The sequence below is a fragment of the Kangiella marina genome (assembly GCF_039541235.1).
GTDB classification, from domain to species: domain Bacteria; phylum Pseudomonadota; class Gammaproteobacteria; order Enterobacterales; family Kangiellaceae; genus Kangiella; species Kangiella marina.
Genome location: NZ_BAABFV010000001.1, coordinates 185,209 through 207,777, shown reverse-complemented (window position 1 = coordinate 207,777; position 22,569 = coordinate 185,209). Strand labels below are relative to the sequence as shown.

The following is a 22,569-nucleotide window of genomic DNA, read 5'->3' as shown; positions in this document are numbered from 1 at the left end:
TTTTGTTTAGAGTCTGTTATTCGAGCTAAATGTTAGTTTTAGCCGCTTGTGAGTGACTATGCTCACGAGAAGCGTCGGTTACAGACTGCGTAATAGCACCATCAAAACTATGAGGTTGCGGTTTGAAGGCTATTGGCTCAATAGAGCTTTCAGTAACTGCTTTGCTTGCTGGAGCACTAGAGCTTGAAGAAACGCTACCATTCATTTTTGGAGCTACTTTCGCTGCTTCAGTTTTTTCTGTTGCTACTGGTGTGCTAGCTGCTGTTTCTTGAGCTTTATTGTCTTCAGGCTGAGTCTCAGATTGAGGCTTTGCAGGAGCTTGCTCTACCTCATGACTTTCCTTCAAAGGAGCTGCTTCTGGTGCTTTGGGTTCTATCTTTGAATCAGACACTGCTTTTTCAGCTGTATTGCCGTTAGATGCTTCTTGAACCGGCTCGGCGTTATTCGAGTTTGTTTCGGCTTGGTTATTTGCTGAGTTATCGGCTGAGTTATCGATTACCTCAGGTAAGGTTTCGTCTTTAAGCACCTCAGTTACCGTTCTTTCTAATGACTTATGAGCCTTGTAGACCATAATATCCTCAGGGTTCGCTTTAGCACGCTTCTGCTTGTCTTGCTGCTGAGGCTTGTCTTGCTGCTGAGGCTTGTCCTGCTGCTTCGGCTGCTTATCTTGAGCCTGAGTCGCTTGAGGCCTAGTCTCTTGAGCTTGAGTTGCTTTAGCTTTTTCCTGCTGCTGTTGCTTGATATCCGTTGGCTGTTGGGTCTCAGACTTTTGCACAGTAGCCATACGCTCAGCACGCGTTTTACGTGGTGGACGCTGCTCGGTTTGTTGCTGAGCTTGCTGCTGGCTTTTCTGTGGGCCGCGATTATTTTTATTACGGTTTTGAGCATTTTGCTGACGATTATTGCCACCTTTTTGCTGACCCTTAGCTTGAGCTTGATCCTGCTTAGGTTGGCGATTATCTTTCTTGTTCTGCTCGTTTTGCTTATTACGGTTGTCGTGATCGCGGTTATCCTTATTGCGGTTATCGTTACGACGATCGTTGCGGCGGCGGTTACCTTTGTAGTTACCGCGGCGGTTGTTCTGGTTACGATTATCTTGACGATCAGAACTATGGCGACCTTTGCCTTTATAGTTTTTGCTGTGCTTCTTGCTGCCTTTACCTTTTGACTTTTTCTTATCATCGCCAAAAAGTGCCGTCCACAAGCGCTTGAACAAACCTGGCTTTTCTTTCTTAGATTTGCTCTTCTTCTTTTTTGGTTTCGGGCTAGGAGCCGGAGGAGGCGTGCTGTGTTTCAACCCTTTAAGCGCAGGCTCATCTAAAGGTTGTACGGGTTGTGTTGTACTTTTAACCAGTTCGACTTCCGGGGCTTTACCAATTAAAGAGTAACTGTTGTCTTCAAGAGTTTCACCACCTTTGACACGAAGCACTTCGTAATGAGGTGTTTCCATGTGTGGGTTTGGTACCACAACCAAACGAACTTTTTGGCGCTTTTCGATTTGCTCGATTTTGCGACGCTTTTCGTTTAATAAGAACGTTGCCACTTCTACAGGCAGCACTGCTTGAACTTCAGCTGTCGACTCTTTCATCGCTTCGTCTTCCATCAAACGCAGGATTGACAGCGCTAACGAGTCAGTACCACGGATAACACCCGAGCCACTACAGCGTGGGCATACGTGCTGGCTAGACTCTTCAAGTGACGGACGTAAGCGCTGACGCGACATTTCAAGTAAGCCGAATCGAGAAATACGACCGATTTGAATGCGCGCACGGTCACGTGCCACAGAGTCTTTTAATACTTTTTCTACTTCACGCTGATTGCGTGGTGGGCCCATATCAATAAAGTCGATAACGATTAGACCGCCGATGTCACGCAGACGCAACTGACGAGCGATTTCTTCAGCAGCTTCCTTATTGGTATGCAGAGCCGTTTCTTCGATATCACCACCTTTAGTTGCTTTAGCCGAGTTAATATCGATTGAAAGCAATGCTTCGGTTTGATCGAAAACTACCGAGCCACCTGATGGCAAGCGAACTTCTCGCTGGAAGGCGCTTTCAATTTGGCTCTCTACTTGGTAGCGGTTGAATAGTGGAATTTCATCTTTGTAGAATTTCACGCGGTTGACGAAGTCAGGGCGCTGATAGCCAAGCTCAGTCTTAATTCGATCATGAACTTCTTTGCGGTCTACGATGATTTCACCAATGTCTGGGCGTAAATAATCGCGAATCGCACGAGTAATAACGTCAGATTCTTGAGTGATCAGGAATGGAGCAGGGCGAGTGGTTGAAACTTCTTTGATGTTTTTCCAAAACTCTAACAAGTAACCGAAATCATAATTGATTTCTTCAAGGCTCTTGCCAACACCGGCGGTTCTTACGATACAGCCCATGCCTTTAGGCACAGCAAGCTGTCCCATAATTTGCTTAAGATCTGAACGTTCCTCACCTTCGATACGGCGAGAAATACCGCCTGCGCGAGGGTTGTTCGGCATCAATACCAAGTAGCTACCCGCCAAACTGACAGATGTTGTTAAGGCTGCGCCTTTATTACCACGCTCTTCTTTATCGATCTGAACGATAATTTCTTGGCCTTCTTTCAAGGCGTCTTTGATGGTAGGGCGACCTTTGTGAGGAGGGTTGTGCATGTATTCACGAGCAACTTCTTTTAAAGGAAGAAAGCCGTGGCGTTCCGCACCATAGTCAACGAAAGCTGCTTCTAAACTGGGTTCGATTCGGGTAACTTTACCCTTATAGATGTTCCCTTTTTTCTGTTCTCTTCCTGCTAACTCAATATCTAAATCATATAAGCGTTGGCCATCGACCATCGCAACACGCAACTCTTCATTGTGGTGAGTTGCGTTAATTAACATACGTCTCATTGTATAAAAACTCTCTTTTTTAAACCGCGAACACAGTGAGAGCTAGAACAGAAATTTTAGGAATAGGCTGAGGTATATTGTATAACTTGTTGTTTTACAATACTTTCTTGCTTAATTGTGACAAACCTTGTGCGACTAAAGAGTCCTTCATACAGTTGTCTTTCCACGCTTAAAATTAATCAGTTTTTTCCTGCTTGGCTATTTTATGTCTTACCGCTTTTGTGCATAAAAGAAGCCAAACCAACCGAGCCAATTAGAATACTTTAAGGCTCTACTATTCTGTTACTTCACCATGTTCGGTGTTATTGCATAAATTCTTTTGGGGGTGTCAGTATGACCATGCGATTGTCGCTAAGGCGTTACGCTATATGGGTTTACATCTAACACCAGTATTGAGGCACTATTCTTGATTGGTATTGTTCTTATACCAATTTGCCTCACTTCTCATCGGAGCACTATTGTCTCCGTGCGGCTATTATAAACAGATATATGGATTCCAGCAATCGTTATTCTGCTTAAGTTCTTGAATCGACTAGAACTTGTTATTGTTTAGCCGCTTTCAAAGCGTGTTTAAGGTGTTGTTTTTGGGTGTTTTAGGGTATAGTTTCGCCCGATGAGTAAAGATACCCGCCCTAAAGTTCGCTTTGTCGAAGTCAGTGCCGAAGAAGAAGGGCAGCGCATTGATAATTACCTGGTTAAAACGCTGAAAGGCGTTCCAAAGTCACGCATCTATAAAATGGTGCGTAAGGGTGAGGTGCGCGTCAATAAAGGTCGAGTCAAAGCGGAATATAAAATTGAAGCGGGTGACTCCATTCGAATTCCTCCTGTCCAAACGGCTCAACGAGAGCAAGAAGTCCCGGTTAACCTGAACGTAGTGCAGTCGCTGGAAGATGCGATTATTCATGAAGACGACCGTATTATCGTTATCAACAAACCTTCGGGGATGGCGGTTCATGGCGGTAGCGGTATGAGCTTTGGGGTGATAGAGGCGCTACGCGCGCTTCGGCCAAAAGCACCGTTTCTAGAGTTAGTACACCGTCTGGATAGAGATACATCTGGTTGCTTGATGATTGCTAAACGCCGAAGTACGCTGCGTTTTATCCATAAGCAGCTCCAAGAAAAGAAGATTAATAAACGCTACTGGGCTCTGGTTCAGGGCCATTGGCCAGCGAAACAAAAGTTTGTCGATGCGCCGTTGCGAAAGTTTCAAGTGAAGTCTGGAGAGCGTTTGGTCCGTGTGAGTGATGATGGCAAGCCATGCTTAACCAGCTTTAGAGTGGTGGAGCGATTTACCGACTTGACGCTGGTCTCGGCTGAACCCATCACGGGCCGCACCCACCAAATCCGTGTGCACGCGCAATCCGTCGGATGCAGCCTGATTGGTGATGACAAGTATGGTGATGATGCTTTGAATCAGCAGTTTAAGCGTGACGGGCTTTGTGAACGACTGTTCTTACACGCTTACTCTTTAGAGTTTAAGGTTCGCCCCGATGATAAGAAGCCGATAAAAGTTGAGGCTCCCTTGCCTGATGACCTACAAGATACCGTTAACCAATTGAGAAACAGTCATAACTAAGATTCTGTCAATGATTAAAACTATGCCTAAAGCGATGCCCAAAGTGATAGTAACTCTCAAAACACCACTGATTGTTTTTGATTGGGACGGAACCTTAATGGATTCAACGGGGCGGATTGTTTCGGCTATGCAAACCACAGCGCGAAACCTGAAACTCCCAGTGCCAAGCGACGATGAAGTCCGCGCGATTATAGGGTTAAGCTTAAGCAATTGTTATCGGCAGCTCTTCCCGGAAGTCGAAGACCACGACTGGATTACTGAAGAATACCGTTATCAGTATGTTGATGGTGATAAGACGCCAAGTCCTGTTTTTGAAGGCGTAGAAGCTGTACTGGCTAAGCTCAAAGATGACGGCTATTACTTATCTGTGGCAACGGGGAAAGCGCGAGATGGGTTAGACCGAGTCTTGAATGAGTCTAAACTTAAGCACTTTTTTGATTTTACGATTGCCAGTGATGAATCGAACAGTAAGCCAGATCCTGCGATGCTGCATACTTTAATGAAACATTTTGATGTGAAGCCTGAACAAACGATCATGGTCGGCGATACTTCACATGATTTAAAAATGGCACAGAACGCGGGAGCGTTAGGAGTTGGAGTGACTTACGGAGCGCACCGGGTCGATATATTAAGACAGCACGCTCCGCTCGCGATTATCAACGATATCCGTGAGCTCATTGCTCAACAGTGATACTCAATAAAGAGTTAGCCTTCAAGCTCTTTCTGCAATTCCTTCAATTGTTTTAACACTTCCTTGGCGTGAGTATCCGGGTCAACATCACCGTAATGGTGAACGATGTTGCCTTGTGGATCGATGATAAAAGTTTCGCGCTCAGCATATTCCATAGGACCAAAGCCACCAAGTACCTTGTAAGCTTTACTGGCTTCTTGATTCACATCGGCAAGAATGGTGAAGGGGAGCTTGTAAGCGCTTGAAAAGTCTTTGTGAGAGCTGACGTCGTCGAGGGATACTCCCACGATCTCAGTATTTAGTGCTTTGTATTCTTCATACTTATCGCGAAAGTTCTTAGCTTCAGTGGTGCAGCCTGGTGTGTCATCTTTTGGGTAGAAATAGAGCACCAACCATTGACCCTTATAATCGTCCAGGCTTTTGCTTTCACCGTTTTGATCGTCGAGCGTAAAGTCAGGTGCTAGAGCGCCAACCCAGCTGGAGTTTGCTGCGACGGTTGATGATAGCAACAAGCTGAAAACTAACAATAAAATGCGTGACATACGATTTCCTTTAATTAAGATAATACTATTAAGCTTAGAATAACAAAGTTTCATCAATTTTGTGTGAATAAAACGAGCAATCTAAAGGACTTTTAGAATGGACTTATTTGATGTCATAAAAATCCCGGTTATTCAAACAGAGCGCTTGACCTTACGCTCCTATCAAGAAAGTGATCTAGAGCCGTATTACGAGATGATGGCAGACCCAAATATCACTCGCTATCTGGTGCCCGGACAGCCAATGTCGCGTCGTGATGCATGGCGAAGTATCGCTGGAATGGCTGGCCACTGGGTCTTGCGAGGCCATGGGCAGTGGGCGTTAGAAGAAAGAGAAACCGGTGAGTTTATCGGTCGTTGTGGCATTATCGAGCCAGAAGGATGGCCGGGGAAAGAACTTGGCTGGGTGTTGCATCCTAAAGCTTGGGGTAAAGGCTACGCCACGGAAGCTGCCAAGGCTGCACTTGATCATGCTTTTAAAAGTATGCGGCTTGAAAAAATTATTAGCTTAATTCAGCCAGGAAATGATGGTTCGGTGGCCGTAGCGAAACGTATTGGTGAAAGCCTTGAAGAGCGTATTACCATCTATGATAAAGAGGCTGATGTTTTCTCCATGACGGCGAAGGAGTACTTCAGCCAATGAGTGGGGGTTAATGAAAGTAGCAGCCGGAGATATCACTCAGTTAGCTGTCGATGCAGTCGTTAATGCTGCCAATAAGTCGTTGCTCGGTGGCGGTGGCGTGGATGGTGCGATTCACCGTGCGGCGGGGCCAGAGTTATTAGAGGAATGTAAGGCGCTAGGTGGTTGTGAGACTGGCCAAGTGAAAATCACCAAAGGTTATCATTTATCAGCTCAGTTCGTCATTCATACCGTGGGGCCTGTGTGGTCTGGAGGCAATAAGGGTGAGGCCGATTTACTGGCGCGTTGTTACACGAACTCACTAGAACTAGCTCAAGAGCATGGGGTTAAAACCATTGCATTCCCCTGTATTAGTACCGGCATTTATGGCTACCCGAAACAGGCAGCAGCAGAAGTCGCGGTATCAAGCTGTCAGAAGTTCTTAGAGCAACAAGAATCTGACTTAGAGGTTACTTTCTGTTGCTTTGGGGATGACGATGTTGAAATCTACCAATCTCTATTAGAAAGCAGCTAGTTCATGAGCTTCATTAAGCACAATAATTCACGCTACAAAGATCAGCTGCTTAAAGAAGCGAGTGGGCTAGAGCTGTTAAGAAGTGCCATTGACTCTAACGGTATAAAGCTTCGAGTTCCGCAAGTTTTGAACGTCGCAAAGCAAACTTTAGTGCTAGAACGAATAAACGCTGTTAGCCCTAACGCCAAACAGATGCAAGAGCTGGGTAAAGCGCTCGCCAAACTACACCGCATACGATTTGAACATTACGGCCTATCCGAAGATAACTATATTGGGCTTAATCCGCAGGAAAATGGTCTGAGTCGAGACTGGGGGTGTTTCTTTTACGAAAAGCGTCTTATGTTTCAAGTCCAATTAATCGCCTCACAAAGAGTTCGCGAGAGTTTTCTTGAGGTTTTGAGTAACAGCAGAGAGCGATTGATTCGCTGGTTAAACGAGCATTGCGAGCATGCGAGTCTTGTTCATGGTGATTTATGGTCTGGAAACGTGATGTTCGATGAAAAAGACGTTTGGCTGATTGATCCTGCTGTTTATTACGGCGATAGAGAGGTTGATTTAGCAATGACCGAAATGTTCGGCGGTTTTAGCCAAGACTTTTACCGAGCTTATGACGAGGTACTACCTCGAAGTAAAGAATATGACACAAAGAAGGTCATTTATAACCTTTACCATTATTTAAATCACTATAACTTGTTTGGAGAGGGTTACTTGTCAGACTGTCACTCGGCTTTGGAAGCTATTCAGCGCCAATAACAGTAAAAAACTGTGATTTATTGCACATTTTACATATGATTCACACCATTCGTGCTATTTTCTAAGAAGTTATAAGCATTGATAAAGTAATACGCCATGAAAAAACCACCGATGACTACCAATGAAGAGTCACGGCTAATAACCTTATGCTCTCTAAATCTACTGGATACGAAGCCTGAGGAACGCTTTGATCGAATTACGCGACTGGCTAAACGTCTGTTTGGAACAAAAACGGCGTTGATAACACTAGTCGATCGTGATCGGCAGTGGTTCAAATCCAGGTTTGGTTTAAGCGTTTCCGAAACGCCACGAGATATATCTTTTTGTGCTCACGTGATTCATGACGATGGCACGATGGTTATTCGTGATACGCTAGAAGACGAACGCTTCGTTGACAACCCCTTAGTTACAAATGAGCCTTTCATCCGCTTTTACGCCGGGCATCCCTTAGTGCACCCCGATGGTCAAAAGATAGGGACCTTGTGTATTACCGATGACGAGCCGCGTGACTTCACCGATGAAGATATTGCCTCGCTGCAAGACTTAGCTGCACTGGCTAGTCGAGAATTGACAGCCACGACGATGGAAACGATAGATGAGTTAACAAAAATCTCAAACCGACGAGGTTTTAAATCACTTTCACAAAATAGCCTTAACTTCTGTAAGCGCAACCAACTTGATGCCGCTTTATGTTTTATTGATCTCAATGACTTTAAGCTAATAAACGATAATTACGGCCATGCTGAGGGCGACAAAGCTTTGATCATGTTCGCACAGACCATGATTGATACCTTCAGAAATACCGACGTCTTCGCCCGCATCGGAGGCGATGAATTTGTTATCTTAATGACGGACACCAAGGCTGACGAAGCGGAAAGCATTATGCAACGCTTCAAAAGCAGTATTACCGAGAAGAATGACGCGAACCCTAAGGGCTACCGTGTGAAGTTTTCTTGGGGCCTAGTTTCCGTGCCACATGATGGAACCCATGATATCAATGAACTATTAAATAAAGCCGATGCACTGATGTATCAAGACAAACGAGACACTAGAATGGAGTGATGGGGTAAGCTTGCTTTTAATTTACTCTGCCCCTATTTATATATTTAGTAATTTATAACAGGACTTTAGGAAGTGATCTAAATGCAAAATACTCTTTATATTGCTGAGCCATTATTTTCGGAGAAACTTCAAACATTTGACAGTGAGGTCGCTTTTCCACCAATAAAGAAAATAGGAATTACTACTGATCTTACCGATCGGAGAGAAAAAGAACTCCTTGGTACAAAAAGTCCTGTGAAAATATCGATTGTTAAAGCATGGACAAGCATAGATGCTCGTAAAGTTGAGTCAATGCTTCACACCGTCCTTGATAATTCACGCCTTGATGGTGAGTACTTTTGGGATGGCAATGAGACATTAGTTGATGCGGTATCTGATTTTATTGAGACATATCACCCGGAAGCAAAACCAATAGGAGTTTCAGATGAAGCTGATGTTGTAGCTGCTGCAGAAGCTGTACAGAAGAAAAATTCACAGAGGCTATATACAGAGGTTATCCCAAAGCTTGATGAGTTATCTGTGGAGTATAATGTTTCTAAAAGTGGAAAATATATTAGCTTTAAGCTAGGACATTACAAGCTCAGACTTAGTGGAAGAACGGCAGGTAGATACACTCTTACTATTTGGTCTAAAATTAAAAGTACAGAAGAGGCTTTGTCTGATTTTGAATACTCACAAGAGCTTTCTGCAAATGGAGTTGATGATAGTAGTCGAAGAGCAAGAATTCCAATGAGCAATCTTTCGTCTATTATTGGGTCAATTAGACAGTACGTTCAGAAGTACGGTGCTTAGTCTGTAGAACATAGGATACCACTGTATCCTATGTTACTTATATAACTTCAACTCCTAACTTTCTTAGACTTTCCGCCAAGGTAATTAGCGGTAATCCAATCAAGGCTGTAGGATCTTTTGAGGATAAAGATTCAAATAGGGCAATACCGAGTCCTTCGCACTTAAAGGAACCTGCGCAGTCGAGTGGTTGTTCTCGTTGGATATAGCGTTCAATTTCGTCTTTTTGAAGTTCCCTAAATGACACTTCTGTAACCACCACATCAATACTATTGGCTTCTTGTCCACTCTCTAGAACACACAGGGAGGTATAAAAGTTAACGGTTTTGCCGCTACAGGCCTGAAGCTGTTCGATGGCTTTATCTTCTGTGTGGGGCTTGCCGAGGATTTGCCCTTCTAAGACACAGATCTGGTCGGAACCAATGATAATGCTCTCAGGGTGGTTCAAGCTTACAGCCATGGCTTTTTGTTCGGCTAAGCGCGCTACATGCTCGATCGGCTCTTCATCGGGGAAGGGCGTTTCGTCGATATCGGGCGACTGACAGATGAAGTCATCAAGGATACGACTGAGAAGCTCCTTTCGGTAAGGAGAAGAAGAGGCGAGGACGATATTTTTGCGAGTTGTCATAAGTTGAACTTTTAAAGAAAGGCTTTAAGAAAGAGTAGTTTAGCTAAAATAACTATAGACGTCATTAATGATTAAAGACACTGGATCCCGTGGTCAAGCCACGGGATGACGTAAATCTTTAGAGAGTTCTATAATTATTAGAGAGTGCTATATCTAAGAGTTAGCACCAATTTCCCCCTTAAAAGTTAGCCTCATGATTTAAAATTATCGGGCAAATTGGGCAGGCGACCGAAGGAAGTGCCTGTGGTGATAGCCCAATTTAGAAAAGACGAATATGTGACCAAAGGGAATCCCTTTGGGAGATGTTTCGTTTTGCGGCCCGCCAATAATCTTGAATCCTGAGGTTTGCCCTTTAGGGCCTAACTTTCAGGGGTGAGTTTTTTGGTTCGTTTTTTGCTCATTCAAAAAATGAACGTTAAAGTCGAGAGGTCTCACGATGAGAATATGGAATAAATAACCTAAACTTTAGGCTTGTTGTCTTATCAGATAACAGATAAAATTCGTGGTAGAAACAAGTAGTTAGCCTACATTTTGTGTGAATCTGCTAAGAAATCAACCAAATCTTCGGTTTTGAGGCAAAAAAACACCAAAAATAGTGGGTTTGCTTTGACTAAAACCCAAGATATCTGTATTATTGCGCGCCTATGTCAAGTCGCAGGTTACCGGCGTCTGTTGATCCCTACAAGTTTGCGGATCAAGAGAAAGAAATAAACGCCACACTCGATCTGGAATACTTAGACCGGTTTCGTCAGGAGCTAGCCTCCGATAAAGGCGAGATTGTTTGTAGTATTAAAGGGGATAGAGTAGAAGATACTCGCATCACTTTACTTGAGCTGAGCCTCAAGGGTGAAGTCGAATTGATATGCCAAGGCTGTTTAGAGCCTTTTCCGTATCAAGTTGATCACCAGGTGATTATTTATCCCGTTTACTCGGAAGAGCGGATGGAGCACGTGCCTGATGACGGCGACCCAGTTTTAGTCGATGACGACGGTTTGCATTTAAAAACAGTCGTAGAAGATGAATTGATTTTGTCTTTGCCTCCTGTAGCGTTATTTGGTGAGTGCGAAGACATGGACGCTTACGAAAGTGGTGAGCTTCCAGAAGAAAGTATTGAAAAAGCGAAGAAAGACAATCCTTTCAACGCATTGAAAGATTTAAAGTTTGATTAAGCAGGAGATTTAGAATGGCTGTACAAAAGAATCGCAAAACTCGCTCTACGCGTGGTATGCGTCGCTCGCACGACTCTTTGACTGCACCTACGTTGTCAGTAGAGAACGAAACAGGTGAAGTTCATCGTCGTCACCACGTGACTAAAGATGGTTTCTACAAAGGTCGCAAAGTAGTTTAATAGTCCTCTATTAAATTCACTTGGTTTTTGATCAGACGGATTTTCCGTGACAAAAACACTAGCGATTGATTGCATGGGGGGCGATTACGGCCCCTCTGTTATTATTCCGGCAGCAATTTCAGCGCTGCAGCAACACTCTGATCTTCAAATATACCTTGTTGGTCCTCAGCAAGAGCTAAACAGTCACTTAAAAACACACCCAAAATTCGATTCGCGCCTACATATTCAAGATGCGTCAGAAGTTATTGGTATGTCAGAGAAGCCTTCAGCGGCACTTCGACGTAAGCCAGACTCGTCCATGCGTAAAAGCCTTGAGTTAGTTCGTGATGGAGAAGCCGATGCTTGCGTGAGCTCCGGTAATACTGGTGCTTTAATGGCTTTGGCAACGGTTTTACTCGGTACTTTGCCGGGTATTGAGCGTCCTGCGATTACGGCTGAGCTACCCAATAGAAAAGGCTCGGTAACCAATATGCTGGATCTCGGGGCAAATATCGACGCCAGTGCTGAGCAGTTAACCAGTTATGCCGTTATGGGGCACGTTCTCAGTGAGCGCGCTGATGGCATTGATAACCCTCGTGTAGCTTTGCTGAATATTGGCGAAGAAGCCATTAAAGGACGCGACAGCATTAAGTTGGCTGGAGAAATGCTGTCTAATCAATCAGCGATGAATTATGTTGGTTACATTGAAGCGAACGAAATATTTGATGGTGATGTTGATGTTGTGGTGTGCGATGGTTTTACCGGCAATAATGTGCTTAAAGCCTGCGAAGGGATTACACGCTTCCTGTATGATCAACTGAGAACTGAGTTTACACGCAGCTGGTGGAGCAAGGCGGTATCTGCTCTAGTTTGGCCGTTGTTAAAAAGTTTTCAGCGACGCATCAACCCCGACCAGTATAACGGCGCGAGTCTGTTAGGATTACGCGAAATCGTTATTAAGAGTCACGGTTCTGCAGATAGTAAAGCGACTTTGTTCGCAATTAATAAAGCCATCACAGAAATTGAAAGACAAGTACCGCAAGCTATTCAAGATACGGTTGCTCAGTTACTATTAAATACTGATAATGAAGAGTAAGACTCTGATTTGACGATTAAACGAGACGATTAAAATAAAGGTAGATAGTGTGAAACATTCTCGAATTTTAGGCATGGGAAGTTATTTACCAGAGAAGGTGCTAACTAACGCCGATCTGGAGAAAATTGTAGAGACTTCAGATCAGTGGATTACTGAGCGTACTGGTATCAAAACTCGTCACATCGCTGCCGACGACCAATCAGCATCACATTTAGGCGTTGAAGCGGCTAAGAAAGCTATTGCGGACGCCGGTATTGATGCAAAAGATATTGATATGATTGTGGTCGGTACAGCAACTCCAGACAAAATGTTCCCTAGCTCAGCCTGCTACATTGGGCATGAGCTGGGCATCGGTGGCGTTCCAGCGTTCGATATTACAACAGCATGCCCGGGCTTTGTATATGGCTTAAGTATTGCTGATCAGTTTATTAAAACTGGCCATCGCAAGAACGTATTAGTGGTTGGTACGGAAGTGCTTTCTCGTTTAGTGAACTGGGAAGACAGAACAACGTGTGTGATTTTTGGTGATGGTGCTGGTGCTGCCGTAGTGACTGCGAGCGAAGAACCGGGAATTTTATCTACCCATATTCATGCTGATGGTGGTTACGGTGATTTATTGTACTGTAACAATGGTTTGCGCGATCAACTTGGGGATTTCCCTGAGCCACAAATCGTCATGCGCGGCAACGAGGTCTTTAAAGTTGCAGTAAAAACACTGAGCAGCATCGTTGATGAAACCCTTGAAGCGAATAACATGACTAAAGACGATATCGACTGGTTAATCCCTCATCAGGCCAATATCCGCATTATTCAAGCAACGGCGAAAAAGCTAGGCGCAGGAATGGATAAAGTGGTAGTCACCGTTGATAAGCATGGCAACACATCAAGCGCATCTATTCCGCTGGCAATGTGCGAAGCGATTGATGATGGTCGTATTAAGCGTGGTGATATTTGCTTGCTTGAAAGCTTCGGCGGCGGATTTACTTGGGGCTCGGCCTTAATTAAATATTAATCAAAAGAGCTAATACTTCGCTGAGGCTTTGTTATCAGACTTTGAAATATTCGTTATTTAGTAGACTAAACGCCTCATATTTCAAAGTCTTCTGCCTCGCCTCAGCATCGTCTAGCTTTTTTTCGAACAATACATAGTTAAAAGATTACTTTAAAAGCTAAAGATAACTAATTGATATAAAACAAAATAGGTTTTAAGTTGAGAAGTATTATGAGTAAAACAGCATTTGTATTTCCGGGTCAGGGTTCGCAGACATTAGGTATGTTGGCGGATGTGGCCGCTTCAAGCCCTTTAATTGAATTGACATTCGCTGAAGCGAGTGAAGGCTTGGGTTATAACTTGTGGGATCTGGTTCAAAACGATGAAGAGAAGTTGAATCAAACTCAATACACGCAGCCTGCATTATTAACAGCGAGTATCGCTTTGTGGCGTTTATGGCTAGAAAAAGGCGGTGAAAAGCCTGCTTTTCTAGCTGGACATAGTTTGGGTGAATACAGCGCCTTAGTAGCAGCTGGTGTCTTATCATTGAAGGATGCTGTGGCACTGGTTCAAGCGCGTGGCGAGTTTATGCAAGCGGCCGTGCCTGCTGGTACAGGTAAAATGGCGGCTATCATTGGCTTGGATGATGATAAAGTACGTCAAGCTTGTGCTGATAGCGCTAACGATGAAGTGGTTGAGGCGGTAAATTATAACTCGCCAGGCCAAGTCGTTATCGCAGGTAGTGCAGAAGCGGTTGAGCGCGCGATGGAAGCGTGTAAAGAAGCTGGTGCAAAACGTGCGTTACCACTGCCAGTAAGTGTTCCGTCACACTGTGCTTTGATGAAGCCTGCTGCTGAACAGCTCGCAGAAAAATTAGAAACAATACACTTTAATAATCCTGACATACCCGTGATTAACAATGTAGATGTTTCCGCTGAGGCTACAGCAGATGCCATAAAAGACGCTTTGATTCGCCAACTGTATAACCCTGTTCGTTGGACAGAAACGGTTCAGCGTTTAAAAGAAGAGGGTGTCGAATCGCTTTATGAGTGTGGGCCTGGCAATGTTTTATGTGGTTTGGCTAAGCGTATTGATCGTGCTTTAGCGGGTAAACCACTAGGTACACTGGACAAATTTGAAGCTGCATTAGCAGACTAATCATAGTTTTAGGTAGGTAGACAAGAATATGAGTATTGAAGGAAAAGTTGCACTAGTCACTGGTGCAAGCCGTGGTATTGGTCAGGCAATCGCGCATAACCTGTCAAAGTCGGGTGCTACCGTATACGGTACAGCGACGTCTGAATCCGGTGCTGAAAAAATTACTGAAAACTTTAAAGCCGCAGGACTAAACGGAACAGGTCTGTGCTTGAACGTGACCGATGTCGAGAGCATTAAGAGCGTGCTGGACACGATTAAAGACGAGCAGGGTAGTACACCTGATATTCTCGTGAATAATGCCGGTATTACGCGTGACAACCTATTGATGCGTATGAAAGATGATGAGTGGGACAGTATTTTAGAGACAAACCTATCATCAATTTTCCGTTTGTCGAAAGCTTGTTTGCGCGGCATGATGAAAGCTAAGTGGGGCAGAATCATTACTATCGGTTCCGTTGTAGGTACGATGGGTAACGCTGGGCAGGCGAATTACTCCGCTGCCAAGGCGGGTTTAATCGGGTTCTCTAAGTCGCTAGCGCGTGAAGTGGGCTCGCGTGGAATTACGGTGAATGTTGTCGCTCCAGGCTTTATCGATACTGATATGACTAAAGCGCTCAATGATGATCAGCGTCAAGCCATGTTCGACCAAATTCCTATGGCTCGTTTAGGTCAGCCAGAAGAAATCGCTAATGCTGTTGGCTTTTTAGCGTCAGAGCAGTCGGGCTACATTACGGGTGAGACGATCAACGTTAATGGTGGGATGCACATGATCTAAGCGTCCTTTTTGAGATTTGACTGTGTTAGATTTTATACTCGTCGCATCATGTATTAGATATACACTCAGCAACTGCGTTTAAAATCTGCCTGTCAAATCATCAAAAATCACAGCTTAGACAAACTTGAAACTGTCGGCTTTAATTTTATAGCTTCGACAAGTGTAGAGAAAAAATAACGCTTCTAAATAGATTTAAACAGTGATAGCGTCATTTTGTATATTAAGTTTTCATCATAACCGTAAGTTTTTTAAGTAAATATTTTGTGAATAGCAGGTGATTTTTGTTATTATCTGCTTTTAATTTTTAACCAAAAGTTGTAACTTGTTCGTGGTCTGACCTTTAATGAAAAAGGTAATTTACACTTGCAACTTTGGTTCAGTTAACTAAACTACCCACGCAGTGTGATACTGTGGATATAAATGAGGAATTTAAACAGATGAGTACTATCGAAGAACGTGTAAAAGGTATCGTTGTTGAACAACTAGGTGTTAAAGAAGACGAAGTAACAGCTGAAGCGTCTTTTGTTGATGATCTAGGCGCTGATTCATTGGATACAGTTGAGCTAGTTATGGCTCTTGAAGAAGAGTTCGATACTGAAATCCCAGACGAAGAAGCTGAAAAAATCAACACTGTTCAAGCAGCGATTGATTACATTAAGGCTAATGTTGACGCGTAAGCCAACTCGTCTGCAGTCTATTCGTACAACTATTTGTACATCTTATTGTCATAGTTAACGAATATAATGGGTAAAATACGAAGGTATTTTGCCCATTTTTTTTAGTATGGCCATTGGTTTTCATGGCTTGTGTGAGATGTTGATCGAGAGGTGTTCCTTGAGTAAGCGTAGAGTTGTTGTTACTGGTTTAGGTATGTTAAGCCCGCTGGGTAATACCATTAAAGATTCTTGGGAAGGCATTTTAGCTGGACGCAGCGGCGCAGGCCCGATTGAAGATTTCGATGCCAGTGAGTTCAATACACAGTTTTCATGTGCAGTGAAGAACTTTGATCCTGAGCCTGCCATCTCGAAAAAAGATGCGCGTCGTATGGATCCCTTCATTCAGTACGGTATTGTAGCTGGAGCGCAGGCTTGGGAAGACTCAGGTCTTAAAGTGACTCCTGAGAATGCGGGCCGTATTGGTGCCTGTGTCGGTGCTGGAATCGGTGGCTTAGAGACCATCGAGAAGAATACCTTGCTATGGGATAAGTCGGGGCCTCGCAAAATTTCACCATTCTTTGTACCAGGCTCTATTATCAACATGATTTCAGGTCATTTATCGATTAATTATGGTCTGAAAGGTCCTAATATCGCTATCGTTACAGCTTGTACCACGGGCGTTCATACTATTGGCCACGCGGCGCGTATGATTGCTTACGGTGATGCTGATGCGATGTTAGCGGGTGGCGCTGAAAAAGCGACAACACCAACGGCTTTAGGCGGTTTTAGCTCAGCAAAAGCTCTGTCTACACGTAACGATAACCCGCATGCTGCAAGTCGTCCGTGGGATCAAGACCGTGATGGTTTCGTCATGGGTGACGGTGCTGGCGTCATGATGTTAGAAGAGTATGAGCACGCTAAAGCTCGCGGCGCTAAAATTTACGCTGAGTTGACGGGCTTTGGTATGAGTGCTGATGCGCATCACATTACTTCGCCACCTCCAGGCGGCGAGGGCGCAGCAGCAGCCATGGTGAATGCTTTAAATGATGCGCAGCTGAACACGACTGATATTCAGTATATTAATGCCCATGGTACATCGACACCGGCGGGTGATATTGCTGAAACAGACGCGGTAAAGTCGGTATTTGGTGATTACGCTAAGAAGGTTATGGTTAGCTCGACTAAATCGATGACCGGTCACTTGCTAGGAGCCGCGGGCGCTGTTGAGGCTATTTTCAGTGTGCTCGCACTGGTTGATCAAGTAGCGCCACCAACGGTTAACTTGGACAATCCTGGTGAAGGGTGTGATTTAGACTATGTCCCTCATACTGCGCGCGAGGCCGAGTTGAAGCATGTGCTTTGTAACTCTTTTGGTTTCGGCGGCACTAATGGGTCATTGCTGTTCAGTAAAATCTAATCACTCATCGCATCCTGTAAGGCGGCTTCGGCCGCCTTTTTTGTATCACCGATTTAACAGTCAACTTGTGCTAAATTTGGAGCAGTAGAATGAATCCTATATTGCTCTTTCCTATGCACTAAGTGTAAGCTTGGTAGCATTCTCTGATTCGAAAATACGGATTAATAATCAATTTAATCAAAGGTCTATGATGGTCAAAGCCGTAGTAAATGGACAAGACGCTTTATCGATTGATATTTCTGATCGAGGCTTGCTGTATGGGGATGGCTTTTTTTCCACGCTGAGAGTTAGAGAGGGAAAAGTTGAGCATTGGCGACTGCACGTAGATAGAATCCGTTTCAGCGCAGCCAAGCTCGGGTTTCCTGAGATTGATGTGACTCAAATTGAGCGAGACATCGAGAAATTGATAGCTGTGCAACACGAGGAGCAGGGGGCTATCCGCCTAACCGTGACTCGTGGCGTTGGTAATAGAGGCTACAAAGCGCCTGATGAGCCAAAGGTGACTCACATCGTGAGATGGTCTAGTTTCCCTCTGAGCCTAGCTTCTGCGAGCAAGCAGGGCGTTGAATTGGGGCTTTGTCAGACCAATGACAGTATCAATACTGCAATTGCAGGCATTAAACACCTTAACCGACTTCCACAAGTACTGGCGCAAAACGAAATTCCTGAGAATTGTTTTGATGGTATTATGTTGGCAGGCAAGCAGATCATTGGTGGTAGCAAAACCAACATTTATTTTTGGCTGAATGATGCTTGGTATACACCATCGGTCACTAATGCTGGCGTTAACGGTACGGTTCGACGTTGGTTACTCAGTCAGCAGGAGCATGTCAAAGAGTCTCAGTTTGGGCTGGAAGTGCTACAGCAGGCGGACTACTGTATGGTAACTAACGCACTTTACGGTATGATTCCTGTTACTAAAATTTTGCAACATCGGTATGATGTATCGCCAGATATTAAAGGCTTGCAAGAGCAATATCATGAGCAGGCTTTTGTAAAATAACGTTTATAACAACTACGACAACGATTCTTAATGAAAAAATTCTTTATTTTTGTATTGATTGTATTGGTCGCTTTTGCAGGAGTAACAGCGTACCTATGGCAAGGGTTTCAGACCTTCGTCGAGAAACCATTAGGCTTGCAACAAGAGCTCCAGGTGTCGAAAGGTCAAAGCGCCTTTGGTTTAGGGCAGAAATGGTATGACCAAGGTCGGATTGATAATTATTATTACTACCAAATTTTAATGCGCCTCAAGCCTGAACTCAGAGAGATTAAGGCTGGTAATTATGCCGTTAGCCCAGACATGACGGCGGTAGATGTGTTGCAGCGTTTGGTAGCTGGCGATGTCATCACCTATCAAGTGACGTTAGTGGAAGGCGCTAACATCTATGAAGTGTTAGCTGCTTTGGCTAACAATGATGACTTAGTGCAGACGATTGATTCAAACCAAGAATATTCAAAGACGTGGCAACAGCTTCAGTTTACCGGGAAAGATTATCCTGAAGGATTATTCTTTGCTGACACTTATCAGTTTACGAAGGGTGATACGGATATTGATATTCTGAAGCGTGCCAACAAGCGGCTTGACAGAGTTCTTCAGGAAGAGTGGCAGCAGCGCGCTCAAGACCTACCTTATGAAGAGCCGTATGAAGCGTTGATTATGGCTTCAATTGTTGAAAAGGAAACCGCTGTTCCGAGTGAGCGCTCTCAAATTTCAGGGGTTTTTGTGCGCCGTTTAAAGCGCGGTATGTTGCTGCAAACAGATCCCACCATTATTTATGGCTTGTTGCCTAATTTTGATGGCAACATTCGTCGCAAAGATATCAGAAGCCCGCATCGCTGGAACACGTATGTGCATAAAGGTTTACCACCAACACCGATAGCCATCGTTGGGCGTGATGCGATCCATGCGGCTGTTAACCCAGCCGATGGCGATACGCTATATTTTGTGGCTAAAGGCGATGGTAGTCATCACTTTAGTAAAACCCTTCGTGAACACAATCGAGCTGTTCAAAAATACCAATTAAATCGTTAAGCATGATGAGTATGAGTAAAGGTCGCTTCATTACCGTTGAAGGCACAGAAGGTGTCGGTAAATCTACCAATATGGCTTATGTCAAACAGTGGCTTGAGCGTAAAGGGCATGAGGTGATTCATACGCGCGAACCTGGCGGAACGCCTTTTGCTGAGGAAATTCGCGGGTTGCTACTCAGTAAACGTGAAGAAAGGGTTAACGAGCAGACAGAGCTACTGCTTATGTTTGCCGCTCGGTGCCAACACGTCTACAACAAGATCATTCCTGCGTTAGACGCTGGGACTTGGGTGCTGTGTGATCGCTTCACCGACGCCAGCTACGCTTATCAAGGCGCAGGGCGCAACCTAGGCTTCGATAAATTGAAACAACTCGAAGAGTGGTCGTTGCAGGGCTTTAAGCCTGATTTAACACTGATGTTGGACTTACCGATTGAGGTGGGACTTGAGCGCGCCCGACAGCGAGGTCCAGCCGATCGGTTCGAGGAAGAGGAAATCGACTTCTTCAATAAAGTTAGAGAAGGGTATCTTAACATTGCGCAAGCTGAACCCGACCGAATGAAGGTTATAAATGCAGAGGGCTCGATTGAGGATGTTCAGCAGCAAATTGAGCAAACGTTAGACTTATTTTATCAGCAGGTGGTATCTGCATGAGTTCACTGACAGAAGAGCGGTTAGCGCCTTGGCAAAAGGAGCCGTTTGAGCAAATATCTCGACAATATGAGCAGGGGCAGCTGCCGCACTCCATTTTGCTATTGGGTGAAGAAGGTGTCGGTCGAGAGGACTTTTCGGTGTCCGTGGCCCAGTGGATGCTGTGTGGTGCTGAAACTAAACACGCTGGTGCTTGCGGACAGTGCAAAAGTTGTCAGCTATTTGAAGCAGGCAGTCACCCGGACTACCATTGTTTGGCGGTTGAAGAGGGCAAGACACAGATTGCCGTGGCACAAGTTCGGGAACTGATCGAGCATATGCAAGAATCATCGCATCAAGCTGGGTGGAAAATCGCTAACATTACCGATGTGCATGCACTGAACGCGAGTTCGTTCAATGCGTTACTTAAAACGCTCGAAGAGCCTCAGCCAAATACTTTGCTGTTACTACAAGCAGAACAGCTTCAAGGCGTGCCAGCGACCATTAAAAGTCGTGCCCAGTTGCGTAAAGTTGGCGTAGCAGATGTTGCCGTGACGAGGCAGTGGCTGGAACAGCGCCATGACTTCATCAGTGGTGAAATGGAGGCTGCTATTCAGCTATTTCCAACCGCGCCTTATAAAGTTGAGTCGTTTGTCGAAGATGGTCAGGCGTTTAAAAGTGGTGAATTTATTTACGATTATTCGGACATTGTCCAAGGTAAGCAATCACCTATGGACGTCGCTGAGCGCTGGCAAAGTGAATTAGAAAACTGTGTTTTTTGGTGTCAGTTTTTATTCCACGACGTGCTGTATGTGCAGCAGGGGGCTGGTGAAGATGTAGTTCAGCTTAAAGGGCAGTTTGGAGCTACAAGGCCAATTGCGGAAACAATTTCCCCAAAAGGCGTGATGCTGTTACTATCAAAAATAATTGAAATGCAGCGGTTGATTAAGCTCAAAAGTCCAGCTAATCTAATGGCATCTTGGCAAAGTTTTTTAATATACAGTTCGCAAATTGCCATAAAATACAAAAATATAGCGAGCTAACTTAAAGCTGAATCACTTTTTAAGGAACTGTTTACATGCGAATTGAAAGAACCGGCCCGGGGATATTAACCATTCATGTAGAGGACAAAGAAGACCTTTACTCCGCGTATATGCCGTTTGTGGTTAATGGCGGTCTCTTTATTCAAACAACTAAAGCTTATGACTTAGGCGATGAAGTCTTTATGCTATTGGCTATTGTCGATGAGCCTGAAAAGCTTCCTATCGCCGGTAAAGTCGTTTGGGTAACGCCAATCGGCGCTCAAGGAAACCGTCGCGCTGGTATTGGGATTCAGTTTAGTGACCAAGATAAAGGTAAAGCCAAAAATACTATTGAAAACCTTTTGGCGGGAAAGCTAGAATCCGACAAACCCACTCACACCATGTAATCCTTGGCGCCCATATAAATTCATGGGCGCTCGTGTTACTCTACGCGCCTCAATTTCCGCTCAACTTGCTAAATATTTATGCTGATTGACTCGCATTGTCATCTAGACAGACTGGACCTAGAGCCGTTCGAAGGCAATCTTGATGGTGCACTGAACCATGCCAGAGAACAGGGCGTTAAACACATGCTGTGTGTTTGTATCACCCTCGATAAGTTTAACGATGTCCTCACCATTGCAGAGAACAACGATGATATTTCATGCTCTGTGGGTGTGCATCCGCTTTACGATGGCGTCAAGGACACAGACGTTGACGCACTGGTTAAGAATGCCCAGCATGAAAAAGTGGTTGCTATTGGCGAGACAGGCTTGGATTACTTTTACAATAAAGAACCTGAGAACCATCAACTGCAACAACAAAGCTTCCGCAAACATATTCAAGCAGCGAATCAGGTCGGCCTACCCATTATCGTGCATACAAGAGACGCGAGGGAAGATACCCTCAAGATCCTAAACGAAGAAAATGCACAAAAATGCGGCGGCGTACTGCATTGCTTTACCGAAAGTTTAGACATGGCAGAGGCTGCCATGGAACTAGGCTTTTATATTTCTTTCTCAGGCATCGTGACTTTTCGAAATGCTGAAGAGTTGCGTGAAGTTTGCCGTCGAGTGCCTCTCGATCGTATTTTGATTGAAACGGACTCGCCTTATCTAGCGCCAGTACCCCATCGCGGGCAATCCAATCAGCCGGCATTTGTTAAAGACGTTGGTCAGTTTGTTGCTGATTTACACGGTTTGAGCTATCAGGAACTTTGTGAAATCACCGCAAAGAATTATCAACGACTATTTTCAAAATCTCGAGTTGTATAAGAAGTCTCAGGTAATCTCGCTTCATATTCTAACCGCATAGCCGTTAGGTGCTATGCGCATTTCTTTCTGGGGGTTTTCCCCAATATGATTTTGATAGTGCTTTATTCATAGTGGTTGTCGTT

Annotated in this window: 24 protein-coding genes; 21 read left to right on the top strand and 3 right to left on the bottom strand. The window is 44.5% G+C overall.

Annotated features, from left to right (window positions below; translation table 11 throughout):
• Nucleotides 1–25: 25 nt before the first annotated feature.
• Nucleotides 26–2,878 (bottom strand): ribonuclease E, encoded by a 2,853-nt coding sequence (gene rne, locus ABD943_RS00905; RefSeq protein ID WP_345291318.1) that lies wholly within the window; start codon nt 2,876–2,878, stop codon nt 26–28.
• A gap of 613 nt (nt 2,879–3,491) precedes the next feature.
• Between rne and rluC the strand changes: the two genes are divergently transcribed.
• Together rluC and ABD943_RS00895 are read left to right on the top strand one after the other, a co-directional pair.
• A complete protein-coding gene (rluC, locus tag ABD943_RS00900) occupies nt 3,492–4,454 on the top strand; it encodes a 23S rRNA pseudouridine(955/2504/2580) synthase RluC (RefSeq protein WP_345291317.1) in 963 nt (320 codons plus the stop codon).
• A gap of 10 nt (nt 4,455–4,464) precedes the next feature.
• On the top strand, nt 4,465–5,145 hold the full coding sequence (locus ABD943_RS00895) for an HAD-IA family hydrolase (RefSeq protein WP_345291316.1): 681 nt from the start codon (nt 4,465–4,467) through the stop codon (nt 5,143–5,145).
• A 14-nt stretch (nt 5,146–5,159) separates the two neighbouring features.
• On the opposite strand, the gene ABD943_RS00890 is transcribed toward ABD943_RS00895, so the two are convergent.
• Nucleotides 5,160–5,687, bottom strand: a complete 528-nt coding sequence (locus ABD943_RS00890; protein WP_345291315.1) for a peroxiredoxin — start codon at nt 5,685–5,687, stop codon at nt 5,160–5,162.
• 97 nt (nt 5,688–5,784) lie between these two features.
• Between ABD943_RS00890 and ABD943_RS00885 the strand changes: the two genes are divergently transcribed.
• The 5 genes from ABD943_RS00885 to ABD943_RS00865 all read left to right on the top strand — a co-directional run bounded on the left by ABD943_RS00885 (nt 5,785) and on the right by ABD943_RS00865 (nt 9,445).
• Nucleotides 5,785–6,327: a GNAT family N-acetyltransferase gene (locus ABD943_RS00885; RefSeq protein WP_345291314.1), complete on the top strand. Its 543-nt coding sequence runs from the start codon at nt 5,785–5,787 to the stop codon at nt 6,325–6,327.
• A 10-nt stretch (nt 6,328–6,337) separates the two neighbouring features.
• Nucleotides 6,338–6,838 (top strand): O-acetyl-ADP-ribose deacetylase, encoded by a 501-nt coding sequence (locus tag ABD943_RS00880; RefSeq protein ID WP_345291313.1) that lies wholly within the window; start codon nt 6,338–6,340, stop codon nt 6,836–6,838.
• A 3-nt stretch (nt 6,839–6,841) separates the two neighbouring features.
• Entirely contained in the window at nt 6,842–7,591 is a 750-nt protein-coding gene (locus ABD943_RS00875; protein ID WP_345291312.1) for a fructosamine kinase family protein, read from the top strand.
• A 96-nt stretch (nt 7,592–7,687) separates the two neighbouring features.
• Nucleotides 7,688–8,653, top strand: a complete 966-nt coding sequence (locus tag ABD943_RS00870; protein WP_345291311.1) for a sensor domain-containing diguanylate cyclase — start codon at nt 7,688–7,690, stop codon at nt 8,651–8,653.
• A gap of 81 nt (nt 8,654–8,734) precedes the next feature.
• On the top strand, nt 8,735–9,445 hold the full coding sequence (locus ABD943_RS00865; protein WP_345291310.1) for a GIY-YIG nuclease family protein: 711 nt from the start codon (nt 8,735–8,737) through the stop codon (nt 9,443–9,445).
• Between the two features lie 37 nt (nt 9,446–9,482).
• Here ABD943_RS00865 and ABD943_RS00860 read toward each other — a convergent pair whose 3' ends face one another.
• Nucleotides 9,483–10,070, bottom strand: coding sequence for a Maf family protein (locus ABD943_RS00860; RefSeq protein WP_345291309.1), 588 nt, complete (start codon nt 10,068–10,070; stop codon nt 9,483–9,485).
• A gap of 644 nt (nt 10,071–10,714) precedes the next feature.
• Between ABD943_RS00860 and ABD943_RS00855 the strand changes: the two genes are divergently transcribed.
• From ABD943_RS00855 to ABD943_RS00790, 14 genes are all read left to right on the top strand, one after another.
• Nucleotides 10,715–11,239, top strand: coding sequence for a YceD family protein (locus ABD943_RS00855; protein ID WP_345291308.1), 525 nt, complete (start codon nt 10,715–10,717; stop codon nt 11,237–11,239).
• A 14-nt stretch (nt 11,240–11,253) separates the two neighbouring features.
• Nucleotides 11,254–11,418, top strand: a complete 165-nt coding sequence (gene rpmF / locus ABD943_RS00850) for a 50S ribosomal protein L32 (protein WP_046561125.1) — start codon at nt 11,254–11,256, stop codon at nt 11,416–11,418.
• 46 nt (nt 11,419–11,464) lie between these two features.
• Nucleotides 11,465–12,493 (top strand): phosphate acyltransferase PlsX, encoded by a 1,029-nt coding sequence (gene plsX, locus ABD943_RS00845; protein ID WP_345291307.1) that lies wholly within the window; start codon nt 11,465–11,467, stop codon nt 12,491–12,493.
• A gap of 49 nt (nt 12,494–12,542) precedes the next feature.
• The gene (locus ABD943_RS00840; RefSeq protein WP_345291306.1) at nt 12,543–13,505 is read left to right on the top strand and encodes a beta-ketoacyl-ACP synthase III; all 963 of its coding nucleotides are present in this window, start codon (nt 12,543–12,545) and stop codon (nt 13,503–13,505) included.
• 210 nt (nt 13,506–13,715) lie between these two features.
• Nucleotides 13,716–14,642, top strand: coding sequence for an ACP S-malonyltransferase (fabD, locus tag ABD943_RS00835; RefSeq protein ID WP_345291305.1), 927 nt, complete (start codon nt 13,716–13,718; stop codon nt 14,640–14,642).
• 28 nt (nt 14,643–14,670) lie between these two features.
• Entirely contained in the window at nt 14,671–15,417 is a 747-nt protein-coding gene (fabG, locus tag ABD943_RS00830; protein ID WP_345291304.1) for a 3-oxoacyl-ACP reductase FabG, read from the top strand.
• Between the two features lie 437 nt (nt 15,418–15,854).
• Nucleotides 15,855–16,094 (top strand): acyl carrier protein, encoded by a 240-nt coding sequence (gene acpP, locus ABD943_RS00825; RefSeq protein ID WP_046561130.1) that lies wholly within the window; start codon nt 15,855–15,857, stop codon nt 16,092–16,094.
• Between the two features lie 157 nt (nt 16,095–16,251).
• Entirely contained in the window at nt 16,252–17,490 is a 1,239-nt protein-coding gene (fabF, locus tag ABD943_RS00820) for a beta-ketoacyl-ACP synthase II (protein ID WP_345291303.1), read from the top strand.
• Between the two features lie 187 nt (nt 17,491–17,677).
• The gene (gene pabC / locus ABD943_RS00815; RefSeq protein WP_345291302.1) at nt 17,678–18,493 is read left to right on the top strand and encodes an aminodeoxychorismate lyase; all 816 of its coding nucleotides are present in this window, start codon (nt 17,678–17,680) and stop codon (nt 18,491–18,493) included.
• 30 nt (nt 18,494–18,523) lie between these two features.
• Nucleotides 18,524–19,525, top strand: coding sequence for an endolytic transglycosylase MltG (mltG, locus tag ABD943_RS00810; RefSeq protein ID WP_345291301.1), 1,002 nt, complete (start codon nt 18,524–18,526; stop codon nt 19,523–19,525).
• Between the two features lie 11 nt (nt 19,526–19,536).
• Nucleotides 19,537–20,175: a dTMP kinase gene (gene tmk / locus ABD943_RS00805; RefSeq protein ID WP_345291300.1), complete on the top strand. Its 639-nt coding sequence runs from the start codon at nt 19,537–19,539 to the stop codon at nt 20,173–20,175.
• Nucleotides 20,172–21,194 (top strand): DNA polymerase III subunit delta', encoded by a 1,023-nt coding sequence (locus tag ABD943_RS00800; protein ID WP_345291299.1) that lies wholly within the window; start codon nt 20,172–20,174, stop codon nt 21,192–21,194. The genes tmk and ABD943_RS00800 overlap by 4 nt, the downstream gene beginning before the upstream one ends.
• Nucleotides 21,195–21,229: 35 nt before the next feature.
• Nucleotides 21,230–21,580 (top strand): PilZ domain-containing protein, encoded by a 351-nt coding sequence (locus ABD943_RS00795; RefSeq protein WP_345291298.1) that lies wholly within the window; start codon nt 21,230–21,232, stop codon nt 21,578–21,580.
• Between the two features lie 78 nt (nt 21,581–21,658).
• The gene (locus ABD943_RS00790) at nt 21,659–22,447 is read left to right on the top strand and encodes a TatD family hydrolase (RefSeq protein WP_345291297.1); all 789 of its coding nucleotides are present in this window, start codon (nt 21,659–21,661) and stop codon (nt 22,445–22,447) included.
• Nucleotides 22,448–22,569: the final 122 nt, after the last annotated feature.

Bases quoted from the DNA above. Each gene is read 5' to 3' on its own strand.
- rne (WP_345291318.1), bottom strand. From the start codon at position 2,878: ATGAGACGTATGTTAATTAACGCAACTCACCACAATGAAGAGTTGCGT.
- rluC (WP_345291317.1), top strand. From the start codon at position 3,492: ATGAGTAAAGATACCCGCCCTAAAGTTCGCTTTGTCGAAGTCAGTGCC.
- ABD943_RS00895 (WP_345291316.1), top strand. From the start codon at position 4,465: ATGATTAAAACTATGCCTAAAGCGATGCCCAAAGTGATAGTAACTCTC.
- ABD943_RS00890 (WP_345291315.1), bottom strand. From the start codon at position 5,687: ATGTCACGCATTTTATTGTTAGTTTTCAGCTTGTTGCTATCATCAACC.
- ABD943_RS00885 (WP_345291314.1), top strand. From the start codon at position 5,785: ATGGACTTATTTGATGTCATAAAAATCCCGGTTATTCAAACAGAGCGC.
- ABD943_RS00880 (WP_345291313.1), top strand. From the start codon at position 6,338: ATGAAAGTAGCAGCCGGAGATATCACTCAGTTAGCTGTCGATGCAGTC.
- ABD943_RS00875 (WP_345291312.1), top strand. From the start codon at position 6,842: ATGAGCTTCATTAAGCACAATAATTCACGCTACAAAGATCAGCTGCTT.
- ABD943_RS00870 (WP_345291311.1), top strand. From the start codon at position 7,688: ATGAAAAAACCACCGATGACTACCAATGAAGAGTCACGGCTAATAACC.
- ABD943_RS00865 (WP_345291310.1), top strand. From the start codon at position 8,735: ATGCAAAATACTCTTTATATTGCTGAGCCATTATTTTCGGAGAAACTT.
- ABD943_RS00860 (WP_345291309.1), bottom strand. From the start codon at position 10,070: ATGACAACTCGCAAAAATATCGTCCTCGCCTCTTCTTCTCCTTACCGA.
- ABD943_RS00855 (WP_345291308.1), top strand. From the start codon at position 10,715: ATGTCAAGTCGCAGGTTACCGGCGTCTGTTGATCCCTACAAGTTTGCG.
- rpmF (WP_046561125.1), top strand. From the start codon at position 11,254: ATGGCTGTACAAAAGAATCGCAAAACTCGCTCTACGCGTGGTATGCGT.
- fabD (WP_345291305.1), top strand. From the start codon at position 13,716: ATGAGTAAAACAGCATTTGTATTTCCGGGTCAGGGTTCGCAGACATTA.
- fabG (WP_345291304.1), top strand. From the start codon at position 14,671: ATGAGTATTGAAGGAAAAGTTGCACTAGTCACTGGTGCAAGCCGTGGT.
- acpP (WP_046561130.1), top strand. From the start codon at position 15,855: ATGAGTACTATCGAAGAACGTGTAAAAGGTATCGTTGTTGAACAACTA.
- pabC (WP_345291302.1), top strand. From the start codon at position 17,678: ATGATGGTCAAAGCCGTAGTAAATGGACAAGACGCTTTATCGATTGAT.
- mltG (WP_345291301.1), top strand. From the start codon at position 18,524: ATGAAAAAATTCTTTATTTTTGTATTGATTGTATTGGTCGCTTTTGCA.
- tmk (WP_345291300.1), top strand. From the start codon at position 19,537: ATGAGTAAAGGTCGCTTCATTACCGTTGAAGGCACAGAAGGTGTCGGT.
- ABD943_RS00800 (WP_345291299.1), top strand. From the start codon at position 20,172: ATGAGTTCACTGACAGAAGAGCGGTTAGCGCCTTGGCAAAAGGAGCCG.
- ABD943_RS00795 (WP_345291298.1), top strand. From the start codon at position 21,230: ATGCGAATTGAAAGAACCGGCCCGGGGATATTAACCATTCATGTAGAG.
- ABD943_RS00790 (WP_345291297.1), top strand. From the start codon at position 21,659: ATGCTGATTGACTCGCATTGTCATCTAGACAGACTGGACCTAGAGCCG.